Genomic DNA, 23,362 nt, shown 5'->3' on the forward strand with positions numbered 1-23,362 from the left:
CTCCTTTAATGGAAGATCAATTAAAGCGGCCAAATAAAGAAAGTTGAAAATTCATGTTTGAAGTTAATCCAGTAAAATTCAAAATTAAGGAGCTTGCCGAGCGTACGCAGCTTCTTAGGGGGTATCTTTGACTACGATGCTAAACATGAGCGTCTAGAAGAAGTCACCCGTGAGCTTGAAAGTTCCGATGTGTGGAACGAGCCAGAACGCGCCCAAGCCCTAGGCAAAGAGCGCGCCAGCCTCGAAGCCGTAGTCAAGACGATCGATGATATGGACTCAGGTCTTGAGGATGTCGAAGGGCTGCTAGAACTGGCCGTTGAAGAAGACGACGAAGATACCTTCAATGAAACCACCAAAGAGCTGGATTATTTAGAGAGCCGTTTGGCCGAACTCGAATTTCGCCGTATGTTCTCCGGCCCACAGGACGCCTCAAACTGTTACTTAGACATTCAGTCTGGCAGTGGTGGCACCGAAGCCCAAGATTGGGCCAATATGGTACTGCGTATGTACCTGCGTTGGGGCGATGCCCACGGTTTTAGCCCTGAGCTGATGGAAGTGACCGACGGTGATGTGGCCGGCATTAAGGGCGCGACTATTAAATTTACCGGTGAATATGCCTTCGGTTGGTTACGCACCGAAACCGGCGTGCACCGTTTAGTGCGTAAATCGCCCTTCGATTCCTCGGGCCGTCGCCATACGTCATTCTGCTCGGTATTCGTATACCCTGAGATTGACGATGATATCACCATAGATATCAATCCGGCGGATCTGCGGATCGACGTATACCGCGCCTCGGGCGCCGGTGGTCAGCACGTTAACCGAACCGAATCTGCGGTGCGTATTACCCACTTACCGACCAACACGGTAGTGCAGTGTCAGAACGACCGTTCACAGCATAAGAACAAAGATTCGGCGATGAAACAGTTAAAAGCCAAACTGTTCGAACTCGAAATGCATAAGCAAAATGCCGAAAAGCAAGCGGCCGAAGATGCTAAATCCGACATAGGTTGGGGCAGTCAAATTCGCTCCTATGTATTAGACGATTCCCGTATTAAAGACTTACGTACCAGCGTGGAGACGCGCAATACCCAAGCGGTACTCGATGGCGATCTGGACCGATTTATCGAAGCCAGTTTGAAATCAGGGCTGTAATCAATTCAAAGGTATAGACGAGAAATAAGATGACTGAACAAGTACAAGATGAAAACAAACTGATCGCCGAGCGTCGTGCCAAGCTAGAAAGCATTCGCCCAAACTGTAGCGCTAATGCTCACCCTAATACCTTCCGCCGCACCCATAAGGCGGCCGAGTTGCAGGAACAATACGGTCAAAACACTAAGGAAGAACTCGAAGCCTTAGGTTTTAAAACCAGCATCGCTGGCCGTATCATGGCAAAGCGTGGCCCATTCCTGGTGATCCAAGACGTGTCTGGTCGTATCCAAGCCTACGCTGAAAAGGGCGTACAAGCAGAACTGAAGGATCGTTACCAAGGTCTGGATATCGGTGACATCATCGGCGTAACCGGTCAGTTGCACTTGTCTGGTAAAGGCGATCTATACGTCAACATGGAAGAATACCAACTGCTGACCAAGGCATTGCGCCCGCTGCCAGAAAAATTCCACGGCTTAACGGACCAAGAAACCCGTTACCGCCAACGCTACGTGGACTTAATCGTTAACGAAGAGTCTCGTCAAGCCTTCGTGATGCGTTCAAAAGTGGTTGCTGCTATCCGTAACTTCATGATCAAAAAAGAGTTCATGGAAGTTGAAACCCCAATGATGCACGTGATCCCAGGCGGCGCTTCGGCCCGTCCATTTATCACGCACCACAATGCGCTGGACATGCCAATGTACCTGCGTATCGCGCCAGAGTTATACCTCAAGCGTTTAGTGGTCGGTGGTTTTGAGCGTGTGTTCGAAATCAACCGTAACTTCCGTAACGAAGGCCTGTCGCCACGCCACAACCCAGAATTCACTATGATGGAATTCTATATGGCCTATGCTGACTACAAAGATCTGATGGACTTAACCGAAGAGCTGTTAAGCTCTATCGCGATTGAACTCTTAGGCAGCGCGCAAATGCCCTACGGCGAGCACACCGTCGATTTCGGTGGCCCATATGCCCGTTTAAGCATGTTAGAAGCGATTCAGAAGTACAATCCTGACAACGCGACTATCCAAGCCATGACCTACGAGCAAGTGAAAGATCTTGAATTTATGCGTGAATTGGCAACTAGCCTTGGCATCAAGATCGAGAAGTTCTGGACCTGTGGTCAGCTATTAGAAGAAATCTTCGGTGAAACTGCTGAATGGCAGTTAATGCAACCGACTTTCATCACTGGCTACCCAGCGGACATTTCGCCACTGGCACGTCGTAACGATGACAATCACTTCATCACCGACCGTTTCGAATTCTTTATCGGTGGCCGTGAAGTAGCTAACGGCTTCAGCGAGTTAAACGATGCTGAAGATCAAGATAGCCGCTTTAAGGCGCAGGTTGATGCCAAAGACGCCGGTGACGACGAAGCCATGTTCTACGATGCGGACTATATCACTGCACTGGAACACGGTTTACCGCCAACAGCGGGTCAAGGTATCGGTATCGACCGTTTAGTGATGTTATTCACTAACACTCACACCATCCGTGACGTGATCCTATTCCCTGCGATGCGCCCACAGGCCTAAGCGCTTTATGGGTTGCAGATTAAACCTGCGACCCAAGCAGCATTGAGCGAACAGTAAAAAACCAGCCGTTTGGCTGGTTTTTTGTTTTGGTATATTCACTCTGTTAACTGATTAAAGGTATGAAAATACGTATTGAAAGTGGCTCTTCATCATCGAGTTAAGAAGCTCATCGCTGCTTTTGGATGAAGTTTTCTACTGCTAAAAATCATTTCCGCAGTGTTAGTCGCTAAGGTAAGTAAAAAGTTTAAATCTAGATGCTTAGTTATTCTCTTGGTCTAACTTTTTAAGCTGTTACATTTTTGTGATCTAGCTGGCGAAAAATACTGATATTGCTGATAAAAGTCGAGTTGTATTCTATGCCTTTCACCATAGACCTCTTATACTTAGCCTCAACTCTGTGCCGTAGCACATTCGACTTATTAACGACTCAGTGAAATCTACATGAAGATCCCTTTTCTGCTTGGTAGTTTTATCTTGGTATGCAGCAGTTTAACTGTTGCCGCGACAGCGCATTCTGCCGATTCGGCCTCTGTCACTACAAAAAGCACCGCCGCTAAAACCACTGCTACTAAAACGACAGCCGCTAAAAAAGCCCCTGCCAAGCAGGAAGTGGCCGCCAATAGTGCGCTGGTGGTGGATCTTAAAACTAACGAAATACTCTATTCCAGTAATCCCGATGCCGTTAGACCGATTGCCTCTGTGACTAAGCTGATGACGGCTATGGTGACCTTAGACGCTAAGCTACCTATGGATGAAAAGCTCGCCATCAATATCAACGACACTAAAGAAATGCGCGGCGTGTATTCTCGGGTGCGTATCGGCAGTGTGATTAGCCGTAAAGATATGTTATTGCTGACATTAATGTCATCTGAGAACCGCGCTGCCGCCAGTCTTGCCCACCATTATCCCGGCGGACACAAGGCCTTTATCAAGGCGATGAATGATAAAGCCAAAGCTTTAGGAATGAAAAACACCCGTTATGTTGAACCCACAGGATTGTCTGAAAAGAACGTCTCCAGTGCCAAGGATTTAGTCGTATTACTTAAAGCCAGTCAAGGCTATCCCATCTTAGGTCAACTAAGCTCAACCGAAAAGAAAACCGTCACCTTCGGTAAACCCAAATACAGTTTAGATTTCCGCAATACTAACCGTTTGGTTTACAAGGATAACTGGAATATTCATCTGACCAAAACCGGCTTTACTAATGAAGCAGGGCATTGTCTGGTGATGCGTACCGAAATGGCTAAGCGTCAAGTGGCTTTTGTGGTGCTCGATGCCTACGGTAAATACACCCATTTGGCCGATGCCAACCGTCTACGTAATTGGTTAGAAACGGGCAAAGTCACGCCTATCCCTGCGGAAGCTAAGCAATATAAAAAGCAGCGTAGTCAGCAGCAATTGGCTAAAGTGAGCCAACCCTAAGGTTTACAACTTGGTGCGTATAAGACAGATAAAAGACCGAGTGGCATTGCTACTCGGTCTTTTTACTTTTGCTTACTGCCAGTTAGGCATGTTCGAACATTAAGAATAAGTACACAATAAACAGCACTATATGGGTTGCGCCATGTAACGCATTGGTTCGACCGCTGCTAAAACTCACCTTGCAAACCATCAAACTCGTCACAAGTAGTACCATATCCGCAGGCGCTAGGCCTAAATGAACCTCTTGATCTATCACGCTACCTACAATCAACACCGCCGGAACTGTGAGGGCAATGGTGGCGAGCACTGAACCAAAATAGAGATTCATTGCGCGTTGCAGTTGGTTATTCAGCGCGGCTTTAAAGCCGCCAACGGCTTCGGGTGACAAAATCAAACAGGCCACAATAAAACCACCTAATGCTGGCGGTGCACCTAGGGCCGCCACACTGTAATTGATTGGCATAGCTAAGGTTTTTGCTAGCAGAATCACTATCAGTAAGTAACCTATCAGCAATATGGTGTGATAGGCATTACTGCGCAATATACCGTGGTGTTCCTTGTGATCCTCGTGGTCTGCATCGACGAAGAAGTGGCTATGGCTCTTGGTCTGGATCACTAAAAAGATGCCATAAAGCAGAATCGAAATAATGATCAGCATCCAAGACATGGGCTTAGACATGCCGCCGATAGTGCCGCCTTCGGTAAAATTGGGTAGTACTAAACAGAGCAGGGCAAGGGGAATGATCGCCACTAGGTAGGATTTGACCCCATCTAAATTAAAGTGTTGAGTGTGATAACGCCAGCCGCCAAGTAATAGAGTGAATCCGACTAATCCATTGATAATTAACATGACGACGGCGAACATAGTATCACGGGCCATCACAGGGTTAGGCTCACCCGTTAACATAACAGAGGAGATCATCACCACTTCGAGTGAAATCACCGACAGGGTCAAGATTAAGGTGCCATAGGGATCACCTAGTTTAATGGCGAGCGCGTCCGAGTGGCGCACCACTGTGAATATTGCCCAAGTCACTACGCCTAATAGGGCGAGTGATACTGGGATATAAGTTGAGAGGGCAGTGCCATCGGCAAGTAAGCTTTCGCCACCCGTCTTAAAGAATACTAAGGTGAGTATTCCCAGTAGCAGGGCAAGCTCATCTTTGATAAATGTCTTCATAGGCTATTTGTCCAAATCGAAAAAGGGCCGTCAGTATAGACATTGGTTATGGCACACTTTGCATGAAACTTCTTTTAGGTTTGGGGTTAGAGGCAGAAATTTGAACTTGATCGATTTTTTATTCAGAAGTCCTGCATTTTGGGGGATAGCTATTGGCTGTGCACTCGATGTAGTGCACAGCGCTTAAGTTTTAAGTCATGGGTTTTAGCTAATGGGCTTAAGCTTAAATGTTTAGGCTCAAATGCTTAGGCTAAAAAATAGGGAAAACATGGTCCGAGGTAATCACCGGAGGCGGTATTTCCTGATTTAAAAACTCGCCATGATGGTAGCTATTGATCACTTCTATCCAGCCATTATCCCTAAACTCGTATTGTTTACCATGAAACCTGCTCTGTTCGTCATAATTAGCTATTTCAAACACATAGTCTTCGGTATTGCGCAGTTCCCAGTGGCCGACTTGTTTACCTTGGTCGAAGCGTCCGTACCAATAACGTCTCTCAGAATTTGGCCTTGGGTTGAAACCGAACTCACCATGGGTGTACACCCAGTCGCCATCCTGCTGCCCATTGCGGTATTCGCCCTTCTCATACAATTGGCCGTTAGTGGCATAACGTTGTACTAATCCATCGGGCTTGCCATGGTTAAAAGTTATTAATTCAAGTAGTTGCCCAGAGCTGGTTTCATTATGGAATTCACCGTGGAGTTCACCATTAGCGTCGTAGCTAAAGGTGAGGGTGGCATCCTCTTGTTGTTTCTTCCAGGCGCCAACGGGCTTGTCGTTGGCATATTGGCCACTCTCGGCCACCCACGGCTCCCCTGTCTCATGGTTAATTTTCAGCATCTCGTAGGAGCCTTCGCGCTTGCCATCTTGGAAATATTCGCGGGTAATGACTTTTACAGTTTGAGTACGGTTTAGGGTTTGCAAATATAAACCCGTCAATTTGTTATCGATATGCTCGCTGCGGCTGATTAACTCACCTTGCTCAAATGTTTCGTTGAGGACCCATTTTTTAAGCTTGTCCTCCTCTGTGTTAGAGGTAAGTTGGCCTTCACTAAAGCGTTGATGCTTACGGTAAACCCAGTTGTTGTCTTGGTGTTTTTCTTCGGTTGAACTGAGCATTTCGCCCTTTTCATTGTATTTAACCGATAACTTCACATTCCATGGCGCCTCTATGATTTCCTTTTGGGCTATCTGGCCATTTTTAAAGTAATCCAACTGTTCACCGATTTTATAATCATTGTGGTAGCGGTAGTGGCGCTTTACCTTGCCATCGTCGAAATATTCGAAGTAATCCCCGTGTTTCTTACCTTTGACATAAGCTTGGGTCGAAATGATTTTACCAAAGCCCCAATTGGTCTCGTTGCCATGTGCAAGCCCATCCACCATAGGGGTTTCGAGGTGTAAGTTGCCATTGTCATAATACTGGGTAACACAAGTGCCACTATTACAGACTTTGCCCCTAAGCTTGCCCTCGCTATCAAAAAGCTCGCTTATACCGACTTCTTTGCCATCTCTATAGGTCGTTTTGTAACGGATATTCCCGCCTTCCCAGTAACCCGTTTCAAGGCCTTGTTTAACACCATTTTCATAGTGTGATTCAACATACAATTGACCCGTGGCGATATATTTTTTGAGCAGGCCATGAAGTTGACCTTGCTCGTTGCGAAAGCCTTGTTCATAGGGCTTGCCATCCTCAAAGTTACATTGATAAGCACCGCGGAATTGTTCGCTCGCGAGTGTTTTACCTATATTGTTATCGGCGAGGGAACTGGCGCAGAAAAGCGTATCTTTATCTTTGTAATAAATCTCAGCCTTATAATTGCCGTCGATCACTTCAGTCGATAGTTTTAAATAGTACAGAGCCTGTTTTTCATCTTTGACAACCTTCCAATGTTCATCGAGTAGCACATTGTCTGCATTGGCACTGGCATTGGCATTAGCACTGATAAGTGCGAGTGCTCCAAGGAGCAGTTTTAATATAAATAGACGCATAACTGCTCCTTATGGCAAAGGCTTAAAGGTGAATTCATAGGGGATGTCGACGGGGTTTTGAGAGAGCGTCATATAACTCACCTTAGCGGCAGGGCCTGCGACACTTAAATAGCGGCCATCGACCAAGGTCTCTTTAATCCGTAGTTCGGCATTTTCGGGCAGTCGAATCGTTAAGGATTTGCCCTGGGCATCCTCGACTTTAAAGTAGTTCTTAAGATCTTTACTCGGCTCATTGCCATAACCGGTTTTTGTTAGCCAAGCTTGCAAATCGATTAACCAAGGACGTGGATTAGCTGCCTGCTCTAAGGGTTGCCAACTGATATCACCTTGGCAATGGATCTTACCTTGGATGTGTTTATCGTAGAAAAACTGCCGCTCGCGGTCGGGAGTCATCAGGGTATAGGCTGGTCCATCGGGGGCATTGGGCTCAAACAGCCAAGTGACTGCGTGTTTCCCCTCATTAAAGCCTTGTTCTATTTCAGGTTTACAGGCACTCGCTAATGCGGCTGACATGGGGATATGCAGATTATGGCCATTGTCAGTCTCGGGTTTTATGCCTTGGATAGCACTGATTTCAGGGTTTGATGACTCAAGATCCTGATAGAGGAAGCCATCGAGGCTCGAATCGCCAAACTCGCTTAGGGGATTAGCCAGATTTTGGTTGTAGTCGCTAAATTTCACAAAGCGGATGTTCTTGGTTTGGCTTAACTCCGGCTGTGGCTGCTGCTCAATGACGACAACGGTTTTAGGGATCTCATCTAGCTTCAGTAGCAGGGCGCGGGTGCTAAGATGATGGGGATCATCGACACCGATTAATTCTCCCAGCAGTTCCTTATCCGTCACCGTTAGCCATTTGGGATAATCACCATCGCGACGGGCTTCGGCCATCTTTCCTTTAAACTGCTGAAAAGGAAGATTAATGTTTTGAGTTTTACTCTGCTTTGTCACGACTTTAAATAGCTTTGCCTCGGCGTCGAGCACCTGAATCGTGAGGCTCGCATCGCCGAAGGTATAGGGAGTGGCGATCAGTTCATCCCACGACTTTTCGACTATCTTATTGCTCTCGGGGATAAGCGTTAGCTTGGCAGTAATATGGTCTATTTGATTGAGTTTTTTAGCTGTGTCATCCCAACCCGTAGCGATAATATCCACCGAAGACTCAATCGAGCGGTTGAAATTCATCGCCAAACCTCCGCTGTGCTGCCAGAAGTCAATGTCTATCGGATTTCCGCTGGCATCAAAGGCGGCTAAGTCCTCATACTGCACATTGGCCACCACATATCGCGGGCTCATATTATGCACAAAGCGCAATTGCAGCACTTCTGGCGTGTCAGCGCCCCATGGGCCAATATTATCAAGAATACCTTGCTGATCAGATAATAAGGATTCTATAAACGCCTTATCATGGGCTTTATATTCCCGAGGTACGTCGCTTATGGGGTACAGCTCTTTTTGCAGATCATCTATATCACGCTCGGCATCGTAGTTAGCGTCGGCATGCCAAAGCATGTTCATGATATAAGGGCTATCCTTGGGCGCCATGGCGATGCGGCGGGTGAGGGTACTGCCTTTGCTCTCTTCCTGTTGAAAAAACGCCATGCTCTCTAACCAGCCGGTTTTGCGGTTAAGCTCGAACTTTCCATAGGCCTTAAAGTTGTCTTTCTCACCTTGTACTACTGCAAATAACTTATCTTCGGTCACTTGCTCAACCGTCCAAGTTAAGCGCGCGTCCATGGGGGCGCTGATGCTATACCCCACGCGAGGCTCGAGCGCCACGGGCAAGGTTGGGGTCTGTTTAAACAAGCTATTAAGATTAATCCAGTGCTCAAATAACTCTATGATATCTTTTTGATCCGCCTTCGCGATGGGCGTTAGCTGCCGTACTTCACCCTTGCTGAACTCCACATTAAAGCCGTCTTTAACCAGTTGCACTATTTCATTGGACTGGCTTTTAGGGTCGATATTACTCACCGGAATGGGCATGCCATAGTCGCTTATTTGCAACAGGTTAGGTTGGAGAAAAAAGTGGGCGTTATGGGTTAACGGCGTTGTTAAGCTGGCCGCTTTACCTTCTGCATCTTGCAATTGGTAATCCAGCAGCAATCGCGCCTGCATTACTTTGCGGGTTTCAAAGCCATCGTTGAGGCTTACGGTGGAAATAATCTGATACTCACTTTGAGTGGGGATGCTAGCTGACTTGCTTGAAAGCGAATTATCGCAAGCTGTTAACCCAAGAGTGAGCGTGACAGTGGTACAAATTACCCTGCATATCCCTATAGCCATCTGAACTCCATTGGCAACTTATGTTATTGAAATGTAAACTTATTCATTTGCAAATTGGCGACATTATACACAAAAAACGTCTCTGGAATAAAAAGCTCACACCCATATCAGGCTAAGATCAGTCATAAGTTTGCATGATGAATATGAGCCTAAGGTGAGAAAGCCGATTGCCCTGATAAGCCTTCATCCTTTACTCTTGTTAATGCCGCTAGATAACTCACAAGCTAGGGAAGATAAACCTGTGGTAGCTTGTTCAATGGAGAAAGAACGATGAGCCCACAACACAAACCTGACAATGCAGCGCTAGCTTCCCACCCTATCCCACAGGAGGCCTTTGATTGGTACGATGAATATGCCCACGGCATTATCGATCGCCGTGAGTTTATGGGGCGGCTCGCTGGATTGGTGGCACTGGGGTTTACCATGACCACACTCACGGGCGCACTCATGCCGAACTATGTCCTTGCCGAACAAGTGTCCTTTAACGATCCCAATATCCAAGCCAGCTATGTGAAGTTTCCATCCCCCGAGGGTTACGGTGAAGGGCGTGGCTATTTAGTGATGCCAAGCTCGCTGCTGATCCCAGGCAAAGACGCTGGCGAGCCTAAGACCTTAGATCCCACTAAAAAAGCGGCGGTAGTATTAGTCGTGCATGAGAACCGTGGCCTTAATCCCTATATCGAAGATGTGGCTCGCCGATTAGCGGCCAAGGGTTATATCGCCTTCGCTCCCGATGCACTCTATTCCCTCGGTGGTTATCCGGGCAATGATGATGCGGGCCGCGCCATGCAAAGCAGTTTAGATAGAGGCAAAATCGAGCAAGACTTTATCGCCGCCGCCCGTTTTTTAAAGGCGCATCCCCAGAGCAATGGCAAACTCGGCGCCGTGGGTTTCTGCTTTGGTGGCTATATCGTCAATATGCTCGCCGCGACCATTCCCGATGATCTCAATGCTGGCGTACCTTTCTATGGCACGCCTGCCGCCACTGAACTGCGTAGTCGAGTTAAGGGCCCGCTGATGCTGCAATTTGCCGCCTTAGATCAACGGATTAACGACACTTGGGCCGAGTACGAAACCCAGCTAAAGGCCAATAAAGCGGATTACGTCGCCTATCTATATCCCAATGTGAATCACGGTTTCCATAACGACTCCACTGGCCGATACGATAAAGCCACCGCCGAACTCGCATGGTCGCGCAGCTTAGCCTTCTTCGATACTCGACTGCATGGCGAGTAAAGCTCGGTTCACTCTGATCCCGCTTATTCTGATTAAGTCGATGAGTGACCGATTCCACGCGCTCTATATCATTCAAACAAAAGCCGACGCTAGCGTCGGCTCTTAGCCTAGATTTCCCACATATCTATGTGGGCTATTCGTGCTCGAGGATCACTTCTTTCAAGCTGTGGATCGTCTTCACATCGAGATCGCCCGGTTGCTTGCTCCAGGTGAGTCTTAGGTAATTGGCTAAGTCTTTAATCTGCTCGTCGTTTAACTCATCAGCATATCCCGGCATGGCATAAAAGCTGGTGGTGGGGTTGTAATGCTGGCTCTGAATGCCTTTTAGCACCACGGCGACGATATTATGCGGACTGGCCTTATCCAAGGTGGCGTTACCTGCCATAGCTGGGGCGACGTTGGGACGACCTTCACCATTTTGACCATGGCAACCGGCGCAGTAACCTTTGTAGAGCGTATAACCCGGCAGTTCAGGTTTATGGCCGTTAAAGGTGAGCGGATCCGGTTTAAGATCATCGTCGGTATCGAGCAGATAACTGCTCACCGCGCGCATATCATCCTCGGTTAAGTGGCTAAAGCTGTGATATACCACAGGATACATGCCGCCAAAGACGGTACCTTTGCGGGAATAGCCTTCAGTAAACAGCGACTTAAGATCCTCATGGGTCCAGTTCTGCCTGTTAAGCTCGACGGGGCGAATGTCCGATGCCTCTAGCCCTTCGATAATCGCACCCTCAAAGTGCTTGTCCTGCTCCATGGCAAACAGCGTGTCCCTTGGGGTGTGGCATTCACCGCAGTGCCCTAGGGCATTGACTAAGTAATTGCCGCGATTCCAATGCGCGCTTTTTTCCTTATTCGGGGTAAATTCCTTGGCATCGTGGGCGACTAAGTTCCAGGCTTTTAAGCCAAAACGCAGGTTAAACGGAAAGTAAACATCATTGTCGCGGTTAACTTGCTTGATGGGTTTAGTACTCATTAAATAGGCATAAATCGCCTTGGTGTCGTCGTCCGTGAGCAGGCTGTAGGACGTGTAGGGCATAGCAGGATAGAGGTTGCCGTTGACGCCAACACCGTGGTGCATGGCATCAAAAAACTCCTCGTAGCTGTATTTGCCAATTCCGGTTTCTTTATCTGAGGTGATATTGGTCGAGTACACAGCGCCAAAGGGGGGTTCGAACGGCAAACCGCCCGCGAGTTCGCGACCGCCTACCGCAGTATGGCAGGCCACACAGTCGCCTATCTTCATCAGATACGCGCCGCGTGCGATGTCGTTATTTGTTGTATTGCCACCTTCATCGGCAGCGCTGCTGGAACAGGCGAGCAAACCTAGCCCTAAACTCAGGAGTAGATTGTGACTCAACAGATTTTTTATTCTGTTAATGTGCGAGAAATGGCGCGGGAAATGGCGCAGATTGGCTGATGTCATCACAGGGTTAGCCCCTTAGTTTTGAGGATCAGATCTTTGACCGCCGCATAGTATTTTACGTAGCCAGTACAGCGACATACGTGTTCACTCAAGGCATCTTCAACGACTTTTTCGACTTGATCTTTAGCGATAGGTTGTCGCTCTAATCGCTCAAGCAGTGCGGTCGATTCATTGACAAAGCCCGAGGTACACCAGCCACATTGAAACGAGAAGTGCTCCAAAAAAGCTTCTTGCACTGGGCTCAGGGCGGTGATTTCGCCAAGGGAGTTTTGTCTAGCATGACCTTCGACAGTGCGGACGCGTTGACCATTAAAACGCTCGACGCCATTGATGCAGGTACGCACCACTTCGCTCATGCCTTGCTCGTCGTCGACGATCACGGTACAGGCGTGGCATACGCCCGCGCCACAACCAAACTTAGTGCCTGTGAGGTTCAAGTATTCGTGTAGAAACTCAATCATCATCACGCCATCGGCGACTTCAATCGGGCCTACGGCTTGGTTATTAATGGTCAGTTTAATAGACTGGCTCATGCCATGGCCTCCTTAATTTTTTTCGCTGTCATAGGTAAATCGTAAAAGCGGACATGGGTTGCTTGATACACGGCTTCAATCAGCGCCGCGACCACAGGGATCATCACTACTTCGGCGATACCACGGCTGGGATCGGTATCAGATAACTGTGGCAATAGGGTATGGCGTTGACCCCATACGCCCACATGCCGCGCTAACGGCACCTGATAGCGATTGAGGTTCCACGTACCATTGCCAGCGCCGGCTTCAAATGGCGGCAAGCCTTCATGCAGTGCATGGCCAATTCCCATCGCTAGGCCACCTTGAATTTGCCCTTCGACCAACTCTTTAACGATCACTTTGCCCGCCTCTAACCAAGTATGAGAACTCAGCAGCGTGACTTCGCCATTGCCCTCGTTTACGGCCACTTCAACCAAAGTGGCGCAGGGGGCATAATAAGTCACCATGGCATTGTTCAGTTCGGCCTTGGGATAACTCATGGCTTGACGATCGATCAAGTGATAGCCGTTAGACTTCATGCTGGCTTGGCGTGCCTTGATACTCATAGTCGTGTCGGAAGTGGCCGCAAACATCGCGTTGCCTTCGCCGTATTGCAGCGCCAGCGCATCGAGTGCTAAGCGCTCTTTAGTGCCAAGAATGTCGAAATCGGCTTCGGCCCAGGCCCAGCGATTAAAGGCATGGCCCATCACACCAACCACTAAGCCCATGTCGTGGGCGCGTTTTGCGAGGATATCGATGGACAGTGGCGGAAAGCCCAAGGCGGTTAACTTGCCATCGACCCAGCGACCATCCCGTGAGTTATGCAAATTAGCTGAGCCCATTGGGGTATTAAAATACAACTCGTTCCAAATCGAGACCGCCGCAGGCCACAGGCCGTGGCGATAGATAATATCGGCGGCGATGCGGCTGACATGGCTTTGATAATAGGCCGACATAGACGCCGACGAGGCCATGGCTTTAACGGGTGTCCAGCGTGGATTGGCCGCCATTTCATCTTGGCGTTGCTGCGAAATAATATAAGGATTATCGGTTTGCACTAATTGCATCGCATCCCAAATATCCACTTCGGCGAGTTTTACCTCATCGGCAAAGTTGCCGAGGGCATCGCTGACCACCACGGCTTGGGAGGTTTGCGTGCCCGTGCCCATTTCGATAAAACCGATTTCTAGGGTGATTTTACCGTCTTTCGCTAGGCGAACCGCCGCACTCGGCGCCGCTGCGCCCGTACCATAATCTTTGGTGGCGATAGCAAAACCGACGCCGTAACGCATCCCCGGATGTTTGGCCTCATAGTCCTTTTTATTCTCCACGCGGTTTTGCCACACGGGATCTTGCTCGGCCATGTCGAGCATTTCGCGGTAACGTAAAGTGCCGTTAGGGATCGCACCTTGAGTATTACGCTGGCCGGATTCCATCACGTTGGCGGCGCGCAGTTTAAAGGGATCAACCTTTAGCTCGTCGGCTATCTCGTGGATCATGCATTCCATCGCCGTCATCGATTGCAGCGTGCCATAACCGCGCATCGAGCCCGCATCTGGGTTACGCGACGCATAGGCGGTGGCGATAATATCGTTGCGCGGTGTGTAGTAAATGCTTTGCATCGCCGTCGCGCCAACCGAGGTTACAGACGGAGTAAAGTTGACGCGCCCGCCGCCATCGACTGTCATCTGCGAAGTTAAGGCTTGGATTTTTAAGGTCGATTTATCCACCGCTAAGCGGCTTTTCATGATGAACGGATGACGCTTAAGGCCAGACTGGAATTGCTCGAATCTGTCATTGGCGAGTCGAATCGGCCCCTTGGCATAAATGGCCGCGAGCACGCCGTAATAGGGGAATATCGAATGGTCTTTCGCACCAAATCCACCGCCGATATAGGGCGAGTGCACCACCAGATGTTTAACCTTGCCCGCGAGTGGGCCAGATAACAGCATGTGCACTGCCATCTCTTGAAAGTCCTGCGGCGACTGCGAGGTAATAACCGTATGAAAGGTTTGGCTAGTTGCGTCATACCAGCCGTTAAAGGCTTCGGGTTCCATCATCATAGGATCGATGATCTGGGTGCGATATTCCCGCTCTAACACTTGCCATTGTTGATTGGCTTGGGCGCTAGCAATTTGCTTATCTATCTCGCCCGCATAATAAAGCCCGCGCTCAGACACTGTCCCTTTGGCATTCGGATTGCCTAACCATTCTGGCTTGCGATCTTTTACGCTGGGGAAAAACAGCCCATCGTGGAGCGGGCTATATAAATCTTCCCTTGCGCCATTTTCACCTTCTACTCGTATAAGGCGCCAGCTGGCGTAGGGGTCTTTCGAGTCCGACACAAATGGCGTTTGCTCACCAAAGCGCAGTAAGGTCTGATCAAATTGCAGCAAGGACTTAGCTTGCTTAAAAGCGGGAAAACTGTCGAACAACAATATCGCCACCGCATGGCCTAAGTAGTCAGCGGTTTGCCCCTCGGCCAGTAACATGTTGTCACCGTAAAAATCGGGCAGCTTGATTTTATCACGGGCCAGATCGGCCGCAGTAATCACTTTATAGGGCTTAGCCGACGCGGGCAGATGGTCGAGGGAAAAGCCTTGATAAACATGGGAGGCATCGGCGGCGCGAAGTATAAAAGCGTAACCTTGCTGCTTGGGCCAGCCCTCCATGTCCATAGCGCGGTAATCACGGCCATAGACTTTTTGGCCTGTGACCTTAGCTATGCCGTCGTTACGAAACTTAGGTTTGGATTGACCATTAACCTGAGTTTGCCATTGGGCTGCCAGTTCAGGTGAGACAATCGCCGCATTCGCGCGACTCATTTCCCACAACAAAGGGGCCGAATATACGGCAACCCCGCCAATCACACATTGCTTGATAAAGGTCCGGCGTGACGTATTAGATGGTTCCATATTTCAACCTCAGTTGTGCTTCCGTGTCATATCAGCCGCGCTGCATGGTATCGCTCGATATAGGCTTGTTGTCGATCGACTTTTTATTGATTGTTGCGACATAGCTTTGATAAGCACTGAATAAAAATGTGTTGTTAGTCACGTTAGCATGTAGGGGGGAAAATGCAAATTTAGGGCACGGATAGCCGCAGTTTTAACCAAGCTACATCCGTGTGTAACCCTGTGTTATCAAGCTTTAACAATGATGTCCCAGAGTGATCCAACTCAGTTACGCTATGCCGATATTTTGTTCAGTGCTCTTTGAGCAGAGTCACTTGCTCAGTGCGCTCACTTGACCCTTATTTGCATGTCGAAATATGGCTCGCTTGCCAAAACCAAACCGCCCGTCACGGCTAGACTTCATGCCACAGCAAGAGTTAACGATAGTGCTATTTGATGGCGACTGGTTTAGTCATATGTATTCATACCAATATCATTAAATCAGCGTTTGCTTAATTACTTGATTTGTAATGCTAAAGTTATAGACAAGTGTACGCTATGTCGCTATCTTAGGTTTTTAACAAGGATGAGCTTTAATCGCGTACCCGCGATTCGAGTCACTTGCATCAGGACGATGTGTCTTTTCTTAGATACTAAATCCTCCTGCAAATTCGTGAATATGCTTTGGCACTTATGCTTGTTGCCACAGTGCTTATTGGCATTTTGCTCAATGTTTAGCAGTGGACGTTTTGAGTTAGTGCAACCTTGTTTTGATTGATGGCTTGGCTGACGGATGTTGGCGAAGTGCGGTAGCAATGGGGAAGCTTTGTTGGTTCACAATTTGTCGATTTACAAAATAGTGAACTGGTCATTTTGCGGCCTGTCGGCCGAGGTGAATCAAGGTCGTGGGGCTTCACCCCACACCCGACCAAGGAGGACTGCTCGTCCTATCCTCCTTGGATGCTCCAAGACGCCCCTAGCGAAGTTACATGCATTAGTTACTGGCCTAGCGCTTATTCGAAAATCACTAACGCTTCCGATGGTACATCCTGTACCCCGAAAGCTAGCTCGGCATCCATGCCTCGCTCACGTGATTTTCTTCAACGCCCGTCGGCAACTTCGCAGGGTATTGGCGTAACTCTTGACATTAGTGTTTATTCAAAAAACTTTATTAAAATTCAGATTGTTACTGGTATGACTACTATTTAGCTAAGGAATAAAATGTCTGTTGCTCTAAATACATTTAAGCGTGCAATCAATGATGCAAGAGCTTTGATCGAATGCTACGACGAACTAAATGGAAAACAGGAATCACAAGCATTGGGTGCATTAAAAAGAGCCGCTTTGATCATGACTATGACGGCTTGGGAAACCTATGTAGAAGATGTTGCTACAGAACTTTTCAACAACAAGTTTGGTGCACTAAAAGGGTGTCAAATTGGAAACTTTATGGAGCAGCAGTTTTCTACCCGCTTGAAAATGTTTCATAACCCCGACTCTGCTAAAACAAAGCAAATTTTTGAAGAGTTTTTCGGAATTGATGTTACAGAGCATTGGAAATGGCCGAATTATATCCCTAAACAAGCGAGAGAAACCCTTAATAATTGGCTCAAAAAGCGTGGAGATGCGGTACACCGTGCTCAAGTTGAAATTGGTGTACCTCAAATCATAAAACGTGATGAAGTGGATAAATGTATTCGGTTTATTACTGAATTGGTGACCGCTACAGATAAAGCACTTGATTCAGTTTAGTTAGAGTTGTATGAGCCACGATGAAACTAATACTCCAGATTACCTTAGGAATTTTGTTAGCAGGTTTGGTCACTTTGTTAGTGCGAATTGGCTATTTGAGTTATATCGAATACCGCCTGACACAAGGGATTAATGAGTTTGCTATGCAACAAAAGCAAACTGAACTTGCTCGCCAACAAGCCGTAAAAGAACGCAAGATTATTGAATATCAACAGCAACAAATTGCAATGCAACAGGCTGCGGAACAACGACGAATAGCACAACAAAACGAAGTCGCACGTATACGTAAAGCCGAAGCATGGCGCAAGTATTATCTTGTCCCCGAAGACTGTAAAAACTATAAGTCAGATGAACATATGGTCAACTGCCTAAACCATAAAGCCGATGCAAAAGCAGAATTTGATAGAGCGTATGATTCAGGGGAATTGGTACTTCCGAAATAAAGTAGTCGATATTTAAAACACGAAAAATGAGGTTGCCATATTTTTTTTTGAGCATGAAAGTGATGGCTTTCTTTTCCTTTTAGCTAACTCGTTTTTCATTGCTCAACGGTGATAAGTGTGCGTACAAATTATGTAAAAATTATACTTCAATAGATTTTACTCAAAAAAGAGAATTAAAATGGAAATAGTATCAGTAATAAATTATAAAGGCGGTGTTGGTAAAACAACAGTTACTTCAAACTTGGCAGCAGAGTTGGCTTGGAAAGGTAAAAGTGTGTTAATCCTAGATATGGATGCGCAAGCTAGTTTAACATTTTCTTTTGTCACACCTGATTATTGGGAAGCCAATTTAAAAGAAAATAGGACAATTAAGAGTTGGTTTGATTGTATTAGCCAAGGTAATTCGACAATGCCATTATCAGATTTACGAGTACGCCCAGAAGCAGTAAATAAATATTTTAAGACTAGAGGTGGTTGCTTGGATATCATTTCTTCTCACTTGGGGCTAATCAATGTAGATTTAGAGCTTGCTACATTACTCGGAGGGGCTAGCCCTTCACAAACTCAAAAAAAATATCTTAAAGTTCATGGTAAGTTAAGAGAAGAGTTGAGCAAGCTAGCTTTAGAAATGAACTATGATATTGTACTTATTGATTGCCCACCTAACTTTAATATAGTGACAAAAAATGCTTTAATTGCTTCGGATAAGATACTAGTTCCTGCCAAGCCTGATTACCTATCCACACTGGGAATTGACTATCTAAAATCAAGCGTAGAAGCACTAGTAGAAGACTTTAATTTCTATGCAAAAAAAGACGAAGAGTTTCATGAAGCATCGCCTGAATTTCTGGGTGTCGTATTCACAATGATCCAAATCTCATCAGGAAAGCCTATATCTGCACAAAGACAGTATATTTCCCAGACTAAACGACTAGGTGTGCCTGTATTTGATAGCGTTTTCAGAGAGAATAAAACTATTTTTGCTGATGCTCCAAGAAACGGGATGCCTGTAGTTTTAAATTCATACTCAAACAACACTTATAGTGATATTGTTAGTGAAATTGAAGTTTTTGTTGGTGAGTTTCAAACTAAGTTAGGATTGTAAAATGAAACACAACGTTATCGTAAAAAATTATTTGTCATCTGTCTTATCATTAATTGATGATTTGAGTGATTCTGATTTGGCCAAACTCGAATCTGGCAAGTTTGAACTCTCTATAAAGTTAATTGAAAAGGCTGGTGTAAAAGTTGATTTAAAACCAAAAAGTGAGTCTGAGTTAATTAATTTTGATCTTTTAATTGAAGAGCTATATTGCGTAAAGAGTAGGGGGTTAGGTTTGGAGGTTATCGAAAAACATCTAAAGTTAAAAAGTGATCTAGTGAAATTTGCTAAATATATAGATGTTGCTTTTTTGAAAAGCGACAGAGTTGAAAAAATAAAGGAGACCATTGTAGATGCAACGGTTGGAGCAAAACTAAGATCAAGTGCAATTCAGGGGAAGGAAATGTAAATAAGAGGCTGTTCATAACTCTGTGTCAGGTTAATTTCACAGATCGATATGGTTTTCAAATAGCAAAGACATATATGGCTACCTCGGGTTTAGCAAGGCCAATGTCCTATTTTATTCGAACTACATTTACGTTAATCGATAATTCACCTTTCACAACGGGGTATCAGTCGTTAATGGTTCGCGGTCTTGCAACCTGATGTTAAAAATAAAGAGTTGGCGTTAGTTGCGCCCTAATAAGTTCGAAATTGACGTATTCCCCTCATTAACAGGCATTATTTTTTACATTTGTTGTGCTGCCATCACTGCCTGTTTTCGATGTGTTATTAGCTGGCGGGATAAGTCCACTACGTGTTATCGATATATTGGTAAAAATACTCATATTTCTGGCCTTGTTCTTTGTTTTAAGGAGTTTGCTAGTAAAACTAGAATCAGAATCAATCGAGCCATATAAGGGTCTGCAGCTTCGGTTTAAATCAACAACACAGACAGCAGACTAAAGTGCTGCTGTCTGTGTTTATCCTTATTGATCTTCAGTGAGTGCATCCACAGCCGTTTGTGCCAACTGCTGCCAGATTGGGCTTTGCCATTCTAGTAAGTAACGACCAAACTGCCGTTTTGTTGATAAAATTGGGAAATTATCATTCAGAGGCTCATCCAGCATGGCTTTGCAGTAGTCCTGAATAGTGTCCTGAAGTGCCTTCAGGTCTGTTTTATCAGGATGATAAACCGCATTCAGTAAGGTCAGCTCAGCCAAAGTCGCAAGTACATAAACTTTCTCTTTGCCTGAGCATAGATTCAATTTCCAGCTGGTCATTTCAAGTGCTGCACACCAGGTGGTGCCGTATTTTTCCGACAACTTTTGTAAGCCCGCTGCATCGTCTGTTTTGTTGCGAATGGCAATAATGGACAGGTATTGAGTCAACAACCAGTGATTGGCCTGATCGATAGTCCAGGCGGCCTGATAAAACTCAAAACAGCATTTGTAGGCCTGATCCGCTTCTTTTTTGGCACCTATTAAATCCAGTGCTATGCCAATACGTTTTTCGCTGGCAGCACTTAAGCCCAGACGCATCGACCATTCTTCTTTGCTTAAATGATCATGGGGCTCATCGCGCCACTCTTTCAGCTCTTGCCGTATTGCTTCGGATAAAGCAGTCAGTTCTTGATGCACGTCAGTCTGCTGAGCGGGTGCTGTCACACCCTGAGTGATGGCTTTTACCAACTCATCAATACGGTCAAACTTCACTTCAATTTTGTGCTGGGTCTGGTTGGCATGGAACTGCTGCACCTGCAAGGCAAAATCAGGCGGCACAGTTGCATAAGCCACTATGCTGGCCCAGTCGTGGGTTTCGGGTGCGTCGGTGCGTAAGCGTTGGCGTAATTCGTGTAATACCCAGCGTGGGTCGTCCCCTTTGAGTAAACCGCTGTACAACACTTTGGCGGCTATGGCTGAGGCTTTCATCCACAGTGGAAACTGTGAGGCTATCACCCATGGAATACCGGAGCTATTAAGCTCGTGCGCTATGCTGCCGCCAGGTGTGAGCACCGAGTTGATATTGCCTGAGTCACAAGTGGCTAAAGTGACCAAGGTAGGGCGGCAGTGCGTGGTGCCTAAAGCATCGTTAGCCGTCAGCGCTATAGCCAGTCGTTCGCCGTCGACCACATCAATTTGCTCAGGGCCAGCCTCGCTGCACAAAGCGACGCCATAATGCTCGTCACCGGACTCCTGATAAGGTGCACCATGGGCCAGAATATGCACATGAGTGAACTCTTGTGTGGCACATAAGGTGCGTAATTGCTCAAGCGTCGCCTGTGGTAATACCGTCAGCAGCTTTTTCACTTCGTTGATACGTTCCTCCGGGCTGTCTTTTAATTTCACCCAGGGTTCTATGGCTTCACGCAGCGCCTGTAAATGCGACTGTGATGGCACATAACTGCCGGCTGGTGCTGCAAAAGCAAACAGAATTTTGGGTGTTCTGGTCCAATTCATCGGCAAAGGCCGACCACGGCGCACTTCGCGGGTGATAGACACCGGAGTGCGCATTTGCAAAAACAACGGAGCGCCAGTGCCAGGGAAACCATCTGCTGCTATGGCGGCTTCAAAGGGCAATAAACCCAGCTCAAAGGCCGACATCGATAAACTTAAATGCACCAGACTGCTTTTGCCTGCCGCGGCCGCGCCCAGTTCGGAAATCAGCGCCGGTACTTCAGCAAAAATGCGGCCCAGACTTTCACCTATATCCCTAAGTTCTGCCTGACGCTGATCGTCGGTGGCCGGATCTTTATCCAGCGGGTACTTCAGTCGCTTTAATCGCATCAGCAACTGGCGGTGTTCATAAGGAATATTGATGGTGACGGGGCCGTCCGAACCACAAAGCGCGATGTAATTGGTTAATGGCGACAATAACTGGTTGTGGGTAGGACCTGCTCTTAACAGTTCAAGCTTCACGCTGCTAATTTCGGTGCTTTGCGCTTTCATGTTAAGACCTCTCAAATTGCTTGATAATTTGCGGCTCGCCCGTGCCATCACCCTGCACATGAGTCAGGCTGCCGATGGCACCAGTGGCGGTTTTTTTAATAGAAACGGCACTGGTTTGATTCATGACAAAAGGCTGGCCGCCAAAACTGGCGTTGTCGATGCTTTCCATTTTGCCGTCGATCAGGATTTTATAGACGGGCTGAAAAGCAGCCTGATCTTTGAGCATCTCAGGTGTAAAACTCAGCAGGCGGATCCAGGTGCCGCAGTTAAAGTAATATCGGCCTGAACCCATGTCGATGGCGCGTTCCAGATGGGTATGGCCCGTGACAATAAAGTCGATGCTATTGCCAACTGCGGCAGTGACTTCTTTGTAGGTATCGTCTTTGTCATTGATATTAAAAGTGTTATCGCCAGATAACCAGTCTTTCATCGCGCGGCGTAAGGCTTCATCTTTGGGGATATTGCGGATCCAGCCGGTTAAACGGTCGAAAATCAGCTGGCCAGTGCCCAGTTGTCCATCCTGTTCAAATAGCTGAGCATTCGGAGTACCGAGGTTTTGTTCGGCTTGCAGCAACATGGCATCCACCACCTGACTGCCGGCACTGGCGTAGGTTCTCATGCCCTGCGTCAGGTTGCTGCCAAGCACCTGCGTCAACTGCGGCGGGGTAGCGCTTTGCTCTTCATGGGTCTGAAAACCATCCATCGATAAGCGTTGATTGACTTGTCCGCCGTCTATTGTTTTTCGTCCTACTATCGACAATAAATCGCCGATTTTTTTCGCCTGAGACGGGTCCAGCGCTACTAAAGTGCCGACAGCGGCCTGGGTTTCAGGTTTGAGCAGGTCAATCCATTTGTACTTTTCTTTGACCTGATTCATCACCTCTTTCACCATGCGGGTACCGGCATTGGGTGTCCATTCCTGTTGGGTTAAAGTACGGCCAGCATTGAGGCGTCGGCCCACTTTGGCTAAGTCTTCGTATCTGTTGAAATTCCAGGGGTCGACTTCGTTGCCATGGGTGCAGTAGACAGTAGCGCCACCGACAGTGCAGCTAAAACCTGCACCTATAGTGGAAAACTCAATGCTGGCGCGCTTTTGCGGGTTGTCTCCGGCCAGACGCTGTTGGATCAGGCGCTGTACCACGGGAAAGGAAATCTCCACATCGTGATTGCCGATAATAAACACTAGACTGCGGCGCTCTAACGCTACAAAAGCCGCCAGCGCCGCCCAAATGCCGGAGAAGGATGGGTTCGCCATAATGCTGCTGACCACTTCAACCGCTCTGTCGACCATAATGTAATCGGAGGATTTCTCCGCCAGGGTGTCAAACACATCACCGTTGAGCACCAAAGCCACCTGACCCGCAGGATTCTGCTGACCGACCCACTGAATATAACCGGCCAGTCGTTTGGTTTCGCGCAGCACCTGAAAACTGGGTTCAGCGCCGCCCATATGGATATCGGAAATGACATGCACTTCATCATAAGCAGGAAAATTGCTCATTGTGGTTAACCTCGTCGACACTTGGGGAGCAGCAATGCTGCTCTGT

General features: G+C 47.3%; 16 protein-coding genes. 8 read left to right on the plus strand and 8 right to left on the minus strand.

From position 1 onward, the window contains the following. Window positions 1–53: 53 nt before the first annotated feature. From prfB to pbpG, 3 genes are all read left to right on the plus strand, one after another. Window positions 54–1,152 (plus strand): peptide chain release factor 2 gene (gene prfB / locus COW15_RS06375; RefSeq protein ID WP_293631055.1). Its coding sequence is split into 2 segments (ribosomal slippage): window positions 54–128 and window positions 130–1,152, totalling 1,098 coding nucleotides; the frame shifts between segments, so codons are not numbered across the junction. A gap of 29 nt (window positions 1,153–1,181) precedes the next feature. Next, window positions 1,182–2,684 (plus strand): lysine--tRNA ligase, encoded by a 1,503-nt coding sequence (lysS, locus tag COW15_RS06380; protein WP_293631056.1) that lies wholly within the window; start codon window positions 1,182–1,184, stop codon window positions 2,682–2,684. Between the two features lie 441 nt (window positions 2,685–3,125). After that, window positions 3,126–4,106 carry a D-alanyl-D-alanine endopeptidase gene (pbpG, locus tag COW15_RS06385; RefSeq protein ID WP_293631057.1) on the plus strand — a complete coding sequence of 327 codons (981 nt, stop codon included), beginning with the start codon at window positions 3,126–3,128 and terminating at the stop codon, window positions 4,104–4,106. Between the two features lie 82 nt (window positions 4,107–4,188). Here the strand turns inward: pbpG and COW15_RS06390 are convergent, their stop codons facing one another. From COW15_RS06390 to COW15_RS06400, 3 genes are all read right to left on the minus strand, one after another. Continuing rightward, window positions 4,189–5,286 (minus strand): calcium:proton antiporter, encoded by a 1,098-nt coding sequence (locus COW15_RS06390; protein WP_293631058.1) that lies wholly within the window; start codon window positions 5,284–5,286, stop codon window positions 4,189–4,191. Between the two features lie 250 nt (window positions 5,287–5,536). Further along, a complete protein-coding gene (locus tag COW15_RS06395; RefSeq protein ID WP_293631059.1) occupies window positions 5,537–7,279 on the minus strand; it encodes a hypothetical protein in 1,743 nt (580 codons plus the stop codon). A 9-nt stretch (window positions 7,280–7,288) separates the two neighbouring features. Further along, on the minus strand, window positions 7,289–9,562 hold the full coding sequence (locus COW15_RS06400) for a hypothetical protein (RefSeq protein ID WP_293631060.1): 2,274 nt from the start codon (window positions 9,560–9,562) through the stop codon (window positions 7,289–7,291). A gap of 270 nt (window positions 9,563–9,832) precedes the next feature. On the opposite strand from COW15_RS06400, the gene COW15_RS06405 reads away from it, so the two are divergent. Then, a complete protein-coding gene (locus tag COW15_RS06405; protein ID WP_293631061.1) occupies window positions 9,833–10,798 on the plus strand; it encodes a dienelactone hydrolase family protein in 966 nt (321 codons plus the stop codon). A 133-nt stretch (window positions 10,799–10,931) separates the two neighbouring features. Here the strand turns inward: COW15_RS06405 and COW15_RS06410 are convergent, their stop codons facing one another. The 3 genes from COW15_RS06410 to COW15_RS06420 are packed head-to-tail and all read right to left on the minus strand — an operon-like array spanning window position 10,932 to window position 15,651. Further along, complete coding sequence (locus COW15_RS06410) at window positions 10,932–12,224, minus strand: cytochrome c (RefSeq protein WP_293631104.1); 1,293 nt, start codon at window positions 12,222–12,224, stop codon at window positions 10,932–10,934. Next, on the minus strand, window positions 12,224–12,757 hold the full coding sequence (locus tag COW15_RS06415; protein ID WP_293631062.1) for a 2Fe-2S iron-sulfur cluster-binding protein: 534 nt from the start codon (window positions 12,755–12,757) through the stop codon (window positions 12,224–12,226). Before COW15_RS06415 ends, COW15_RS06410 begins: the two co-directional genes overlap by 1 nt. Further along, a complete protein-coding gene (locus COW15_RS06420; protein ID WP_293631063.1) occupies window positions 12,754–15,651 on the minus strand; it encodes a molybdopterin cofactor-binding domain-containing protein in 2,898 nt (965 codons plus the stop codon). The genes COW15_RS06415 and COW15_RS06420 overlap by 4 nt, the downstream gene beginning before the upstream one ends. A gap of 1,200 nt (window positions 15,652–16,851) precedes the next feature. On the opposite strand from COW15_RS06420, the gene COW15_RS06425 reads away from it, so the two are divergent. The 4 genes from COW15_RS06425 (at window position 16,852) to COW15_RS06440 (ending at window position 19,336) form a co-directional block, all read left to right on the plus strand. Next, a complete protein-coding gene (locus COW15_RS06425; RefSeq protein ID WP_293631065.1) occupies window positions 16,852–17,382 on the plus strand; it encodes a HEPN domain-containing protein in 531 nt (176 codons plus the stop codon). Between the two features lie 20 nt (window positions 17,383–17,402). Beyond that, on the plus strand, window positions 17,403–17,825 hold the full coding sequence (locus COW15_RS06430) for a hypothetical protein (protein WP_293631067.1): 423 nt from the start codon (window positions 17,403–17,405) through the stop codon (window positions 17,823–17,825). 178 nt (window positions 17,826–18,003) lie between these two features. Next, complete coding sequence (locus tag COW15_RS06435; RefSeq protein ID WP_293631069.1) at window positions 18,004–18,930, plus strand: AAA family ATPase; 927 nt, start codon at window positions 18,004–18,006, stop codon at window positions 18,928–18,930. 1 nt (window position 18,931) lies between these two features. Next, a complete protein-coding gene (locus COW15_RS06440) occupies window positions 18,932–19,336 on the plus strand; it encodes a hypothetical protein (protein WP_293631071.1) in 405 nt (134 codons plus the stop codon). Between the two features lie 520 nt (window positions 19,337–19,856). On the opposite strand, the gene COW15_RS06445 is transcribed toward COW15_RS06440, so the two are convergent. Both COW15_RS06445 and COW15_RS06450 read right to left on the minus strand, forming a co-directional pair. Continuing rightward, complete coding sequence (locus COW15_RS06445; protein WP_293631073.1) at window positions 19,857–21,815, minus strand: CHAT domain-containing protein; 1,959 nt, start codon at window positions 21,813–21,815, stop codon at window positions 19,857–19,859. 1 nt (window position 21,816) lies between these two features. Then, entirely contained in the window at window positions 21,817–23,316 is a 1,500-nt protein-coding gene (locus COW15_RS06450) for a metallophosphoesterase (protein ID WP_293631075.1), read from the minus strand. Window positions 23,317–23,362: the final 46 nt, after the last annotated feature.

Source organism: Shewanella sp. CG12_big_fil_rev_8_21_14_0_65_47_15 (assembly GCF_002783505.1).
In the GTDB taxonomy this organism is placed as follows: domain Bacteria; phylum Pseudomonadota; class Gammaproteobacteria; order Enterobacterales; family Shewanellaceae; genus Shewanella.

Bases quoted from the DNA above. Each gene is read 5' to 3' on its own strand.
- lysS (WP_293631056.1), top strand. From the start codon at position 1,182: ATGACTGAACAAGTACAAGATGAAAACAAACTGATCGCCGAGCGTCGT.
- pbpG (WP_293631057.1), top strand. From the start codon at position 3,126: ATGAAGATCCCTTTTCTGCTTGGTAGTTTTATCTTGGTATGCAGCAGT.
- COW15_RS06390 (WP_293631058.1), bottom strand. From the start codon at position 5,286: ATGAAGACATTTATCAAAGATGAGCTTGCCCTGCTACTGGGAATACTC.
- COW15_RS06395 (WP_293631059.1), bottom strand. From the start codon at position 7,279: ATGCGTCTATTTATATTAAAACTGCTCCTTGGAGCACTCGCACTTATC.
- COW15_RS06400 (WP_293631060.1), bottom strand. From the start codon at position 9,562: ATGGCTATAGGGATATGCAGGGTAATTTGTACCACTGTCACGCTCACT.
- COW15_RS06405 (WP_293631061.1), top strand. From the start codon at position 9,833: ATGAGCCCACAACACAAACCTGACAATGCAGCGCTAGCTTCCCACCCT.
- COW15_RS06410 (WP_293631104.1), bottom strand. From the start codon at position 12,224: ATGACATCAGCCAATCTGCGCCATTTCCCGCGCCATTTCTCGCACATT.
- COW15_RS06415 (WP_293631062.1), bottom strand. From the start codon at position 12,757: ATGAGCCAGTCTATTAAACTGACCATTAATAACCAAGCCGTAGGCCCG.
- COW15_RS06420 (WP_293631063.1), bottom strand. From the start codon at position 15,651: ATGGAACCATCTAATACGTCACGCCGGACCTTTATCAAGCAATGTGTG.
- COW15_RS06425 (WP_293631065.1), top strand. From the start codon at position 16,852: ATGTCTGTTGCTCTAAATACATTTAAGCGTGCAATCAATGATGCAAGA.
- COW15_RS06430 (WP_293631067.1), top strand. From the start codon at position 17,403: ATGAAACTAATACTCCAGATTACCTTAGGAATTTTGTTAGCAGGTTTG.
- COW15_RS06435 (WP_293631069.1), top strand. From the start codon at position 18,004: ATGGAAATAGTATCAGTAATAAATTATAAAGGCGGTGTTGGTAAAACA.
- COW15_RS06440 (WP_293631071.1), top strand. From the start codon at position 18,932: ATGAAACACAACGTTATCGTAAAAAATTATTTGTCATCTGTCTTATCA.
- COW15_RS06445 (WP_293631073.1), bottom strand. From the start codon at position 21,815: ATGAAAGCGCAAAGCACCGAAATTAGCAGCGTGAAGCTTGAACTGTTA.
- COW15_RS06450 (WP_293631075.1), bottom strand. From the start codon at position 23,316: ATGAGCAATTTTCCTGCTTATGATGAAGTGCATGTCATTTCCGATATC.